General features: G+C 71.0%; 11 protein-coding genes. 9 read left to right on the top strand and 2 right to left on the bottom strand.

Translation table 11 applies throughout. The annotated features are described in order from the left end of the window. Positions 1-6: 6 nt before the first annotated feature. The gene (locus tag ACWDLG_RS39635) at positions 7-1419 is read left to right on the top strand and encodes a diaminopimelate decarboxylase family protein (protein ID WP_449929939.1); all 1413 of its coding nucleotides are present in this window, start codon (positions 7-9) and stop codon (positions 1417-1419) included. Next, positions 1416-1868 carry a VOC family protein gene (locus ACWDLG_RS39640; RefSeq protein ID WP_449929941.1) on the top strand — a complete coding sequence of 151 codons (453 nt, stop codon included), beginning with the start codon at positions 1416-1418 and terminating at the stop codon, positions 1866-1868. Before ACWDLG_RS39635 ends, ACWDLG_RS39640 begins: the two co-directional genes overlap by 4 nt. 184 nt (positions 1869-2052) lie before the next feature. Here ACWDLG_RS39640 and ACWDLG_RS39645 read toward each other — a convergent pair whose 3' ends face one another. After that, positions 2053-4518, bottom strand: coding sequence for a cellulase family glycosylhydrolase (locus ACWDLG_RS39645; protein ID WP_449929943.1), 2466 nt, complete (start codon positions 4516-4518; stop codon positions 2053-2055). Positions 4519-4739: 221 nt separating this feature from the next. Between ACWDLG_RS39645 and ACWDLG_RS39650 the strand changes: the two genes are divergently transcribed. From ACWDLG_RS39650 to ACWDLG_RS39675, 6 genes are all read left to right on the top strand, one after another. Next, positions 4740-5177, top strand: coding sequence for an NUDIX domain-containing protein (locus tag ACWDLG_RS39650; protein ID WP_449929964.1), 438 nt, complete (start codon positions 4740-4742; stop codon positions 5175-5177). Between the two features lie 489 nt (positions 5178-5666). Next, the gene (locus ACWDLG_RS39655; protein ID WP_449929945.1) at positions 5667-6257 is read left to right on the top strand and encodes a hypothetical protein; all 591 of its coding nucleotides are present in this window, start codon (positions 5667-5669) and stop codon (positions 6255-6257) included. A 1008-nt stretch (positions 6258-7265) separates the two neighbouring features. Continuing rightward, positions 7266-8156 (top strand): ABC transporter ATP-binding protein, encoded by an 891-nt coding sequence (locus tag ACWDLG_RS39660; protein WP_449929947.1) that lies wholly within the window; start codon positions 7266-7268, stop codon positions 8154-8156. Then, entirely contained in the window at positions 8153-8902 is a 750-nt protein-coding gene (locus ACWDLG_RS39665; RefSeq protein ID WP_449929949.1) for an ABC transporter permease subunit, read from the top strand. The genes ACWDLG_RS39660 and ACWDLG_RS39665 overlap by 4 nt, the downstream gene beginning before the upstream one ends. Before the next feature lie 682 nt (positions 8903-9584). Then, positions 9585-10400 carry a hypothetical protein gene (locus ACWDLG_RS39670; protein ID WP_449929951.1) on the top strand — a complete coding sequence of 272 codons (816 nt, stop codon included), beginning with the start codon at positions 9585-9587 and terminating at the stop codon, positions 10398-10400. Further along, positions 10397-10774 carry a GntR family transcriptional regulator gene (locus tag ACWDLG_RS39675; protein WP_326822967.1) on the top strand — a complete coding sequence of 126 codons (378 nt, stop codon included), beginning with the start codon at positions 10397-10399 and terminating at the stop codon, positions 10772-10774. Before ACWDLG_RS39670 ends, ACWDLG_RS39675 begins: the two co-directional genes overlap by 4 nt. Before the next feature lie 162 nt (positions 10775-10936). Here ACWDLG_RS39675 and ACWDLG_RS39680 read toward each other — a convergent pair whose 3' ends face one another. Beyond that, complete coding sequence (locus ACWDLG_RS39680) at positions 10937-11206, bottom strand: helix-turn-helix domain-containing protein (RefSeq protein WP_354918292.1); 270 nt, start codon at positions 11204-11206, stop codon at positions 10937-10939. 87 nt (positions 11207-11293) lie between these two features. On the opposite strand from ACWDLG_RS39680, the gene map reads away from it, so the two are divergent. Further along, complete coding sequence (gene map, locus ACWDLG_RS39685; RefSeq protein WP_449929954.1) at positions 11294-12118, top strand: type I methionyl aminopeptidase; 825 nt, start codon at positions 11294-11296, stop codon at positions 12116-12118. The last annotated feature ends 205 nt before the right edge of the window (positions 12119-12323 follow it).

Raw genomic sequence — 12323 nt, forward strand, 5'->3', positions numbered from 1 at the left:
GCAGTCATGAGCGAATCCTATGACGCCGCTGCGGTAGCGCTGTCGGACGGCATGCTTCGCCGCGAGTCCGGCCGCCTGCTGATCGAGGACGTGCCAGTGGACGCCCTGGTCGAGCGGTTCTCCGCACCGCTGTTCGTGCTGTCCGAGTCCACCCTGCGACGGCAGGCGCGCCGCATCCGCGCCGCGTTCGAGCGGGCCTGGCCCCGGGGAAAGGTCGTGGTGCTGCCCGCGGTCAAGGCCAACCCTGTCCTCGCGCTCCAGCGAGTGCTCGCGCAGGAGGGCATGGGCGCCGACCTGGTCGGCGCGGGCGAACTGGAGGTCGCGGTCCGTGCCGGGACCGACCCCGCCCTGATCTCGCTCAACGGCACCGGCAAGGACCGGGCCACGATCGAGCGCGCCGTGGCACTCGGCGCCCGCGTCACCATCGACGACGTGCGGGAGATCGAACTCTCGGTGGCGGCGGCCCGCGCCGTCGGCAAGCAGGCCAACCTGCGGATACGGCTGCGGCCCTACTACGAGACCGACGCTCGCATGGACGCCTTCGGCGTGTCGATCGCCGACATCTACGGCACCTACAAGTCGGGCGTCCCTCACGACGACCTGGCTGAGGCCGGTCGCGCGCTGTCCGCGCCGGAACTGCGGGTCACCGGCGTGATGATGCACATGGGCCGCTACACCACCGACCTGTCGGTCATCGGCGGGTTCAGCAGGCGGTTCGGCGAGCTGACCGCCGAGGTGTCGGAGCTGTGGGGCGGCTGGACGCCGGACACCATCGACGTCGGCGGCGGATTCGCGCCGCAGGTCGACGGGTTCGGCCGGGCGAACCCGAGCTTCGTCCCCCCTGTCCCGCCGTCGATCGAGCGCTACGCCGAGGTCGTCTGCGAAAACCTGGCCAAGGGCCTGGCGTCGGGCGGCATCGGCGTCGAGGGCCGTACCTTGGAGGTCGAGCCGGGACGCGCGCTGTTCGGGCCGTGTGGCATCCACGTGGCTACCGTGCTCAACGTGAAGCGCCAGACCCAACCCTTCCCCTTCACCTGGTATGAGACGGACACCACGCAGATGTTCCTCTCCGAGATTCCCGACCAGGCCGGCCGCCCGCCGGTGACCCCCGTACGGCTACCGGAGACCGGGACCGCGGTCGAAGTCCGGGTCGTCGGCCGCTCCTGCATGTCCGACGTGCTCGCGCGCACCGCCACGCTGCCCCCCATGAGCGCGGGTGACCTGCTGGCCTTCTGCTTCACCGGCGCCTACAACGACGCGAACGCGAGCAACCTCAACCTGCTGCCCCGCCCCGCGACCGTGCTGGTGAACGGCACGCAGGCCCACCTGGTACGGCGGGCCGAGAGCATCGAGGACCTGCTCGCGCGCGACACCCTCCCCGACCACCTCCACCACACCTTCACCGGAGCCGCCCGATGACCATCACCACGCCCGTACTCGACCACGCGGGGCTCACCTGCGCCGACCTGGCGGCCTCGCTCGCCTTCTACCACGACCTGCTCGGCATGCCGCTGCTCGACCAAGGCGAGGCGCAGGCCCGCGCCGCGGGCATCGAGGACGCCTGGCTCGCCTTCGCCATGCTCGACGCGGGCCGGGGGCAGATGATCGAGCTGCTGGAGTACCGCAGGCCCAGGAGCGCGCCGTCGGTCGCGCCGCCGGTCAGCAGCGTGGGCGGCGGGCACGTCGCCATGGGCGTCCAGGACCTCGACGGGCTGCTCGCGCGCCTGGCCGAGGCCGGGGTCCACCCGCTCACCGAGGAGCCGGTCACGGTGTCAGGACACGGGCACTGGGACGGCGCGCGGCTCGTGTACGTGCTCGACCCCGACCGCCACGTGGTCGAACTGATCCAGTTCGCCGCCGGGCGATAGGGCCGGCGCGGCCTGTCGATCACGGCGGAGGCCGTACGGTTCCCGGCGCCGCACGCCCCCGCGCAGGCCGTCTTCACCCTGGGACACGCCCTGGCCCAGGCCGGCACACCGCCCGGTCGCGCAACCTCCAGCCGGCCGACTCCGGCCACTACGACACACCTGGTCCGAGGTACTCAAGACCGGCTCACTGGCGGTGTGCGGCCAGTGTGTAGGCACCCCGGGTGCAGCCGGTGATGCGCCAGCCGCCCGGTGCCTGCCGGGCGGCGACACCCGTTACTCCGGCACTGCGGACGACCGGCCGGACGCTGCCGGGGAACCAGACGTCGAGGCCGCACCCGCTGCCTTCGCCCTGGGCCGTGAGGCTCGCCTGGTCCGACGTGAGGCCGGTCAGGCGGCCGGGGGCGGAGCGGGGGTAGGGGCGCGAGAGCTCGGCGACGTATTCAGGAGGAGGGGGCAGGTCCTTCCCGGTGACACAGTCCTCGATCATGAGGTTGCCGCCGGTCTTGGACTCGGCTCCGGCGTGGGCGTCGCCGCAGGACTGCTTCCAGACCCAGAACGCACCGCCGATGCGGTGCCGATCCTCCTGGTCGGTGTATCTCGTGATCGGGGCGGAGGCGGGGTCGCCGAACCAACCCCACTCACCCGACCAGAGCCCGGCGCCGTAGTACGCCGCCGCCCGGCTCGCCAGGTCGAAGCCGCGCTCGATGCTCGTGATCGTGAGGCCGGTGCCCTGGTCGATGGTGATCGACTCGTTGTAGAGGTGGGGGGCGAAGACGAGCAGCCGGTCGTCGGTGAAGTCCTTGGGCACCGAGGCCTCGAAGCCGAGACCTGACCAGAGCACGGACGGCTCGAAGAAGACCAGGTGCGGGAAGCCGCGCTTCTCGCCCGCCCTGATGGCCTTGATCGCTCGGTCGTAGTAGCGGCCGAGCAGGACGCCGGAGGTGATCGGCGGGGCCTCGCCGAAGCCGGGCTCGTTCAGCAGGTCGTATCCGGCGACCATCGGCTCGTTCGCGAACCGCTCCGCCAGCATGCCCCAGGCGGCGACCAGGCGCGTCTGGATGCCGTCCCTGTCCTGGTAGAAGTTGGTGAAGGCACGGGCGACGGCCGGAGAGATATCGCGTCCGGTGAACTCGCACTTGGGGGCGCCGTCGAAGCGGTCGGCCCAGGTGGGGGCGCCGTCCCAGCCGTGCATCGGGGAACCGTTCTCGCAGGTGGTGCCGGGGGCGGCGTTGACGCCCTTGCCCCAGGCGTCCTGGTGCATGTCGATGACCGTGCGCAGGCCATGCTTGGCCGCGGTCTCGACGGCCCAGGAGATCCTGGCGAGGTAGGCCGGGTCGTAGTGGCCGGGCCGGGGTTCCAGGGCTGACCAGGACACGGCGAGGCGGATGACGTTGAAGCCCATCTGCTCCATGCCGGCGAAGTCGGCCTCGGTGAGCGGTCGCGTCACCGCCCGGTCCGGAAATTTCTGGAAGTAGTCTTCGAGCTGGTTGACGTTCACGCCGCGCAGCAGCACCTCGTTGCCGTCGGCGTCGACGATCCTGCGGTCTGCTGAGAGCGTCAGGCCCTTGGTGCGTGGTGGCTGCGAGGTGGTGGTGCCGGGCTGCAGGAGCGGTACGGCGAGCGCCGCCGCGGCCACGACAGCCGCCACCCGTATCGGCGCAGAAGAGGCGACGCCCTTACGCGCCGGGAGAAGGGTGGTTCTCCGCGCCGGGAGGGTGGCGGGCAGGAGGGCGACGAGGGCTGCCGTCGCGAGGGCGAGGAGGGCGCCGAAGGAGAGCGCGGGGGCGAGGCGGAGCATGATCGCCGGTGCCCAGAACGTGTCGCCGCCCGCCAGGTCACTGGGGAGCCCGATGGCCACCTCGACCAGGCCCAGCGTCGCGGCCGCTCCCAGCGCGGAGATCCCTGCCACGACGGCCCGCGGCGAGGTGGTGGCACTGAGCCAGCGGTTCAGTGCCCAGGTCATCACGCCCAGCAGGGTGACGGCGGCGAGGCAGCCCAGTGGTCCGGCCTCGGGCGCGGGGGCCAGCGGGGAGTCGCCGATGGCGTACCCGACGGGTGAGCCGCCCCACCACGCCCCACCGACCGACGCGCCCAAGACCACGGCCACCCCCGCCGCCACCCACCCCGGCCCCCAAGCCGGTGGTAAGAACGACCCCGAGGCCGCAGCGGGTCCAGCGCCCGACCCTGGGGACGGCGGGGAGGTCGAGATCGAAGGGGGTGGGGTGGGGAGGCGGCGTAGGAGCTGGGTGAGCCAGGCGGCTGCCAGGACCGGCAGGCCGAAGACCGCCGCCTTGACGCCGGTGAAGCCGGTTGACCACGTCAGGTAGACCACATCACCGAAGGCCATGACCAGCGACATCAGCAGCTTGGCCGCCATGGCCGACCACGCCACTGCGCCCCACACCAGCAGTGCCGTACGCAGCGGGGCACGCCCGCGCGCGACCGCCCACGCCAGAACCCCGACCCCCGCCAGCAGCAGCGGCACGTAGACGGCCGGCGCGGCCACCTGCCAGAGCCCGGCGACGGGTAGCAGGTCGGCTCCTGTCCACGTGTACGGCGCGGCCAGCCCCGACGGGTCGAACGCCGCTCCCAGGACGATGACGGCGGCCAGCACGGCGACGGCGATCGGCGACAACCAGCGGTTCCTCATAGTGTCGGCGACCATACATGAGCATTGTTCACAAATGAAGAGCCAGATTCACAACAGTGCGGAAGACCAGCCGAACCTCGCTCGTGGCCCTGGCTTTGGTCGCGGTGAACCGCCGCCGGCAGACGCCGGCGATGCCGCTCTCCGACAGCCAGATCCCAGCTCGACGCCGTTCACGGCCCGCCATATCCAGCGGGAACCCTGCGGGGTAGCGTGCCCGCGTGATGAACGTGAGAGTCACCGGCATTCTCGTCGAAGACGACCAGATTCTGCTGCTCGACCAGGACACCGACACTCGCCGCTCTTACTCACTGCCAGGCGGGAAGGTCGAGGAGGGGGAAACCCTCACGGGTGCACTCGTCCGCGAGATGCGCGAAGAGACCGGCGTGGACGTGCACGTCGGCCGGCTGCTGTACGTGTGCGATCACCTGCCCGGCGGCGGGACCCACGTCATCCACATGACGTTCGAGGCCACCCGCGTCAGTGGCACCCTGGGCGCCGTTGCCGAGAGGGTCGACACCCGCCCGATCCGCGGCGTGCGGTTCGTGCCGCTCGCCGACCTGCCCTCGCTGGGCTTCGGCTCCCGCTTCGTCGAGCTGGCCCAGGCCGGGTGGCCTGGGGCCGGCTCCTACATGGGCGCCAAGTCGAACATCGGCCTGTGAAACCGACACCAGCGGCGATGTTGTGATGAATCGGGCGCGCTGCATCGGGGGCATCCACCAAGGGAAAGCGCCCACCCTCGCCGGCATGGGCGGTCTTCTCGTGGTCGCATCAGTGGACGGTGCTCGGCCCTCGAGGAACCGCACCGCGCCGGCCCGTTGCACGGAGCCGATCTCGCGGGACAGCGCCTCTCTCACAGCAGGTCGTCACAGCGCTCTGGAAGCCATCGCGTCCGCGGGCAGGTTTTCGCAGATGACCGACATGTGGTACGGGGGACCGAGAGGTGAAATCCCTCCCGGACACCCGGCCACTGTTGAGGCAAGTTCCACGACCCTTCTTGCCTCACCTGGATCAGAGTGCCGATGGGGCCGACGCTGTGCGGCATCCCAGGTTCCGGCATGCTATTGCCGTAGCCCTGATCCTCGGCGGGGGAGGGGCGCTGGCCGCGCAGGGCCGCACCGCGCCCCCGCCCGCCCTTGAACAGGCCGGACGTGCACGCACCGGACGGCCTGCTGCAGCCGACCTTCCTCCTTCTCGCCCTACTCAACCTGGCCATCGGGCTGTACTTCGGAACTCTGGGGGTGTCGGTAAGCGCTTTCGCCACCAGTCATGGGATTCCCGGCGCGGCCGCGCCGATCATCGCCGCCTCCAGCCTCAGCGGGCTGGTCTCCGGCTGGCTCTACGGGCTGCAACCGCACCCCGCCCCACCATGCCGCCAACTCGTCATCGCCACCGCCTGTCTGACGGGCGCGGCGTTGCTGCTTCCCCTCGCAACGTCCGCCCTCTGGCTCGGCGCGGCTGTGGTGGTCACGGAGGCTGCGGTACCGCCCACGCTCGTCCTGCTGAACGTGCTCACGGAAAAGGCCGTCCACCCAGCCGTCGTCACCCAGGCCTTCACCTGGAACAACTCCGCCAGTGCGGCCGGTTCGGCACTGGCGGCGTCCCTCGCCGGGCGCGCCGCCGACGCGTGGGGTGCCTCCGCCGCCCTCGGGCAGGCCCCCGCGGCCGGGCTCGTCCTCGTCGTCCTCTCACTCGCCCTCTCGCATGCCGTTCGGCGATCGGGAGAGGCCCGAGGACGTTGACCTGGTCGTCAACGCACCGCACCGTGACCACGGCGGACGGAGAGCTACTTTGGAGCTCAACGCACGGACCTGAGTGGAGGCAGGACCTGGTGGAGGGCCATCATGAGCGATCCTCTACGGGACACCAGCACAGACTCCCGGCCGCCACCGTCCCGCCGTCACTCAAGATCAACTATTTGGGCGGCCGGTGTCACGGTTCGTACCAACACCCCGTGCCGTGCTGCGGAGCGGGCGCGGTTGTCTTCCTGCGTCAGGTCATGGGGCGGCCCGGGGAGAGGCTGCGTTGGCCGAACCGGGTCGCGATCTGATGGATCGGGTGAGGCGCTCTTCGGCGGGCGGCGGCGCCCAGCCCGGCGGCCACCCGGTGCGGCGGCCACTCGTTGAGCTGCGCCAACCAGAGCGGGGATGCACCAGTGGCGTCCGGCTCGGCGTGCCGATCGGCCCAAGTGGGCGCCGGAATGTCCACGGTGGAGGCCGGTTGGGCGCAGCGTCGCCGGGTCGTACGGCGGCGGGCCCGGTGCGGTACCGACCCGCAGCGCCCTGCGGATGGCGTCCACCGTCGGGTCGGCGATGTGCACGTGCGCCCAGGCGTGCAGGGTGTCCCACGGCGGCAGCTCGGTGCCCGGCGCGCCGTATTCGGCTGGTTGACGACTTGGCCAATGCGCGCGGCGGTGGGGTGAGGATGCCGGTGATCTCAGTGATGGCCTCGCCACCGGGGCGGGTGTAGCGCATGGCGGGACGCGGTTCTTGTGGCGGGTCTTGGCCATGATGCGTTGCAAGAGCTCTTATGTGCGCTGACCCCACGTCGGCCGGCGCGACCGCGAGCGCCAGGCCGCCGTGGCCGACTGGTGACACGTGTCCCTCAGTGATGTGTGAAACAGTTCTTGTTGCCTGCGAGGCTGAAAGTGCCGATGTGATCGGGGAACCAGGAGGGGCAGCCCCTACTCGGGCGCCCGCGAAGCGGTCAAGCAAGGATGAAGTTACTGATCAGTAAATTAACTTATTGGCGTGACAGCAATACGTATTACCAATCTGACCAAACGGTACGGCCCGGCCACGGCCGTGGCGGGACTGTCCTTCGACGTCACCCCCGGACGGGTCACGGGATTTCTCGGGCCCAACGGGGCAGGCAAGTCCACCACGATGCGGATGATCCTCGGGCTTGACCACCCCACCAGCGGCACCGCCACCGTCAACGGCGTGCCGTACGCCAAGCTGAGGCATCCACTGCGCACGATCGGCGCGCTCCTGGACGCCAAGGCCGTGCATGGCGGGCGCAGCGCCCGCGACCACCTGCTGGCCATCGCGCAGAGCAACGGACTGCCCGCCTCGCGCGTACGGGAGTGCCTGGAGCTGGTCGGCCTGGCCGAGGTGGCCAGGCGGCGGGTGGGCGGGTTCTCTCTCGGCATGTCGCAGCGGCTCGGCATCGCGGCGGCGCTGCTTGGTGATCCGGAGATCCTGCTGTTCGACGAGCCGGTCAACGGGCTCGACCCCGACGGGATCGTGTGGATCCGCACGCTGATGCGGAAGCTGGCCGCCGAAGGGCGCACGGTCTTCGTCTCCAGCCACCTGATGAGCGAGATGGCGCAGACCGCCGACCACCTGATCGTGATCGGCAAGGGGAGGCTGATCGCCGACACCAGCGTCGAGGAGTTCATCGGGCGCAGCTCCCAGGGCTATGTGAGGGTCCGCTCGCCGTACCTGGCGGAGATGACGGCCCTGCTCCCGGGCGCCGAGCGGCGCCACGACCACCTGCGGGTGACGGGGATGGCGCCCCTGGAGATCGGCACGCTCGCCGCCCAGCGAGGGCTGGCCCTGGAGGAGCTGACGTTCGTGGAGCCGACGCTCGAGGCCGCCTACATGGAGCTGACCAAGGACAGTCTGGAGTACACCTCATGATCGACGTGATGCGCTCGGAGTGGACCAAGATGCGCTCGGTCCGCTCCACCGTCTGGACCCTCGTCATGGCGGGCGTGCTCCTGCTCGCCGCCGGCTTTGTGACGGCGCTGGCGGTGTCCGGCTACCCCAACGCCCTCGAAAAGATCGGCTTGGTCGACATGAGCCTGCTGGGGCTGCCGTTCGCCGCGCTGGCGCTGGCCTCGACGGGTGTGATGGTGATCAGCGGCGAGTACCGGACGGGAGCCATCCGCACCACGCTCGCCGCCGTGCCGAACCGGATCAGGATGCTCGCCGCGAAGGTGGTGGTGTTCGCCGTCGTGTCCATGGCGGTCAGCACCGTGGCGGCGTTCGGCGCGTTCTTCGCCTGCCAGGCGGTGTTCGCCCGCGAGGGGCTGTCGGTCGCGCTGACCGAGCCGGGCGTGTTCCGCGCCGTCGTGGGGGCGGGCCTGTACCTGACGGCCAGCGGGTTGTTCGGGCTGGCGCTCGGCGCGCTCATCAGGCACACCTCCGGCGCGATGGTCGCGGCGATCTCGCTGATTCTGGTGCTGCCCAGCATGGTGGCGATGCTGCCGGGCACGTGGGGGCGGTTCATCCGCGACCACTTCACCTCCAACGCCGGGATGCAGGTCACCCAGGTGAACCCGGCAGTCGGGCTGGCGCCGTGGACCGGGTTCGCCGTCTACCTCGGCTGGATCGCGGTCACGCTGCTCGCCGCGGCCGTCCTGCTGAACAGACGCGACGCCTGACCCGCCCACCGGGAAACCCGTCGTACGATCGTGCCCTTGCCGATGCCGGCGACGCCGCGCACCTGATCCGTGAACGACTAGTTGCCGTCAGGCGAGCGTGACGATCTTCACCCCTGGCCGGGGGGCGAGCCGGCGCTGGATGACACCGGCCGGATCCACGACGGCATCGGCCCCTCCTGCTCGGTGCGCGGCGCGCACCTGGGAATATCTCCCTCACTGGCAGTGTCCTGGCGCCCCGACGGAACCCCTCTCTCCGTCGCCGAAGGCCGGATCACCGGCATCCACATCGTCGTCGACCCGGCCAAACTCGCCTCGATCCATCTGCCCGCCCCGGCCTGAGCCGGTGTCGCCAGGGAGAGGGCGGAATCAGTCGATTCCGCCCCCACGGTCACATCCAAAGGGCGTCGACCCGGGTGAGCGCAATGCACACCGGGAGGCGGTCCCGGCGGCCGTGGCCCCGCTCGGCGCGACGCTCGCGGAGCTCGGCCGCGGCCGTCCGGGGCACGCACCCGGGGAGGGGCCGTGGCCGGCGCTGCCCGCCGTCCACTTGATGGTGCACGGCGGACGGTCGCCGCTGAGCCGGGGCTCGCGCGCACCGGGACGACGAGAGCCCACGGAGCGTTGATTTGTCGCAAGGTATGACGCACTATGTTGCTACAAAGCTTGCGACAAAGGAGGCGCTGTGACCCGTGAACCGTTACCGGACGCCGACCCGCCGGCGCGTGCGGCCGATCTGCGACTGGCGAGCGCGTGGCTGGCCCAGCACGACCTGGCCGGTGCCCGCCCGACCCCGCTGCTGGCCAGCCGGCTGGCGGTCAGGAGACGCGCCCGCCTCGCCGCTCACGTCATCCTGGCCGTGCTGATCCTTGCGAGCGCGCTCGCCGCCGCTTCCACCTTTGGTGGCCCCTCGCCGTACCGCCCGCTGCCGCTGCTGGCCCTGACCGCGCTGGTGGCCGCGCTGCTGCTGGCACAGTCGCTGCTCGACTGGTGGGTGCGACGCGTCGACCGGCGGGCGGGCGCGACGCTGTCCCGAAGGGCCGCCCACCTGATCCAGCCGGGCTGGCGGGCCGTGCTCGGCCAGCCGTACGCCGTCTTCGCGGTCGCCACGTTCACCGGTGGGATGGTGCTGGTCGGGAGCGCCCTGGCCGTTCCCGACCCCACCGTGCGGCAGCTGGCCGTCGTCCTGCTGATCGGCCTGCTCGGCGTGACATCCATCATCGCCATGCAGCTGCGCCACCTGCTCAGGCACCCGGTGGTGGCGGAGGACGAGGAGTCGCTGACCGCCGACGTCATCATGCGCGTCGAGGACGCCCGCGACCTCACCACGCCGAACGTGCAGTGGTCGCTGCCCATGGTGCTGCTGTTCGGCACCGCGCCCGGCTGGTGGAGCGCCGCTTCGGTCGCCTATCTGATCCTGGGCCTGGTCGCGTGCGTCGCGCTCCATGCCAGGACGCCGTCGAGCGCGACGGTGGCCCGGCGGGCCATGAGCGTCCGATGATCGTCATCGACGCGGCCTCGCCGGTGCCGCCGTTCGAGCAGCTGCGGGCCCAGCTCGCCCGGCAGATTCAGGACCGCACGCTGGCCGTGGGCGCCCGGCTGCCGACCATCCGCCACCTCGCGGCCGACCTCGGCCTGGCCGTCAACACGGTCGGCCGGGCCTACCGGGAGCTGGAGGAGGCGGGGTTGATCGAGACGCGCGGGCGGGCCGGCTCGTTCGTGTCGGCCGCCGGCGAGGAGGGCCGGGAGCGGGCCCGCCGGGCCGCCGCCGACTACGCGGCCGTGATCGCCAGCGTCGGCATCGACGCGGGCGAGGCGATCCGCATCGTGCAGGCGGCTCTGACGTCCGGCGCGGCAGCACCGGCCTCGTCATGACCGCGACCCGGCCGCGGGGTCACGCCGCCGGGCGCACGACGCCGGCATTGCCTCCTCCTGTACCGTCGACCGGGCCGAGAGCGCGGTGCTCAACCGGGCGCAGGCGCTGGAGGAGGGGCCGGCCGGTGTCCACCGGGACTCCGTGGGCGGGCGCGACAGCGGCTACGAGACGGCTTCCAGCGGTACGTCGTTGCCGCGCCAGGTAGCCGCCAGCTCCTGAACCGGCACGTCGAGTGCCTCGCCGAGGCAGACGATCGTGCCGAATCCGGGGGACGGCAGTCGTCCGGTCTCGATCTTGCGCAGGGTTTCCGGCGAGATGCCGGCCGCGTGCGCGACTTCCGCGAGGTCGCGTCCCGCTCGCGCGTGGCGCAGCAGGGCGCCGAGACGTCTGCCGGCTTCGATCTGCTCAGGTGTGAGCGGTTGGCGGACCATGCTCCCAGGATAGGGCTGGTATTACTATACCGGCAAGTGTTAAGGTGCCGGTATAGTAATACCAACACCCTGTGATGCGAGGTAGTCGTGATCGAACTGAAGACGCCTGCGGAGATCCAACGCATGCACGTGGCCGGGCGTTTCGTCGCCGAGGTGCTCTCCGAGGTCGGCCGACTCGCCGACGTGGGCGTCAACCTCCTGGACCTGGAGCGCCACGTGCGCGGCATGATCAAACGGCGCGGGGCGGAGTCGTGCTACTGGGACTACGCGCCGTCCTTCGGACGCGGCCCGTTCCGCAACGTCATCTGCCTGTCGGTCAACGACGCCGTCCTGCACGGCCTACCCCACGACTACACGCTGCGCGACGGCGACGTGCTCAGCGCGGACCTCGCGGTCAGCGTGGACGGCTGGGTGGCCGACTCGGCGCGCACGGTCGTCGTCGGGACCGCCGCCGAGGAGGACCTGCGGCTCATCCGCGCCACCGAGGAAGCGTTGGAGGCGGCGATCGAGGTGGCACGTCCAGGCAACCGCCTGGGTGACATCTCGGCGGCCATCGCGGCGGTGGCCCACGACTACGGTTATCCGGTCAACACCGAGTTCGGCGGCCACGGCATCGGCCGCACCATGCACGAGGGGCCCCACGTTTCCAACAAGGGCCGGGCAGGGCGCGGCCTCACGCTCCGGCCGGGCCTGACCCTCGCGCTCGAACCCTGGTTCGCCCGCACGACCGACCGGATCGTCTACGACGCCGACGGCTGGACCATCCGATCGGCGGACGGCTCGCGCACGGCCCACTCCGAGCACACGGTCGCCATCACCGAGGACGCCCCCTTGGTGCTCACCCGGCGTGAACCGGAGAACCCGGCCACACGGGCTGATTCCGCCAGCCGGCTGTCCACGAAGGAAGCTTGAGTCGCCCTGTTCCACCGATGCCGGCCCGATCGAACGGTGCCGGCGCCGATCGGCTGCTGCTCAAGGGTCGTGACCTCCTGAACCAGCCAGCACGACGTGATCACTCGCCTTGGTCGAGGTTGCCGTGCGCTTCCGCCGAAAGGTCCTGCCAGTCGGCCCAGGTCTTGAGCCGGTCGGCGTAGACCTGCTGGAGCATCGGGTAGAA

It is taken from the genome of Nonomuraea sp. NPDC003727, from assembly GCF_053586935.1.

What these genes read in the sequence shown, in the direction of transcription:
- ACWDLG_RS39635 (WP_449929939.1), top strand. Translation starts at nt 7, where the DNA reads ATGAGCGAATCCTATGACGCCGCTGCGGTAGCGCTGTCGGACGGCATG.
- ACWDLG_RS39640 (WP_449929941.1), top strand. Translation starts at nt 1,416, where the DNA reads ATGACCATCACCACGCCCGTACTCGACCACGCGGGGCTCACCTGCGCC.
- ACWDLG_RS39645 (WP_449929943.1), bottom strand. Translation starts at nt 4,518, where the DNA reads ATGAGGAACCGCTGGTTGTCGCCGATCGCCGTCGCCGTGCTGGCCGCC.
- ACWDLG_RS39650 (WP_449929964.1), top strand. Translation starts at nt 4,740, where the DNA reads ATGAACGTGAGAGTCACCGGCATTCTCGTCGAAGACGACCAGATTCTG.
- ACWDLG_RS39665 (WP_449929949.1), top strand. Translation starts at nt 8,153, where the DNA reads ATGATCGACGTGATGCGCTCGGAGTGGACCAAGATGCGCTCGGTCCGC.
- ACWDLG_RS39675 (WP_326822967.1), top strand. Translation starts at nt 10,397, where the DNA reads ATGATCGTCATCGACGCGGCCTCGCCGGTGCCGCCGTTCGAGCAGCTG.
- ACWDLG_RS39680 (WP_354918292.1), bottom strand. Translation starts at nt 11,206, where the DNA reads ATGGTCCGCCAACCGCTCACACCTGAGCAGATCGAAGCCGGCAGACGT.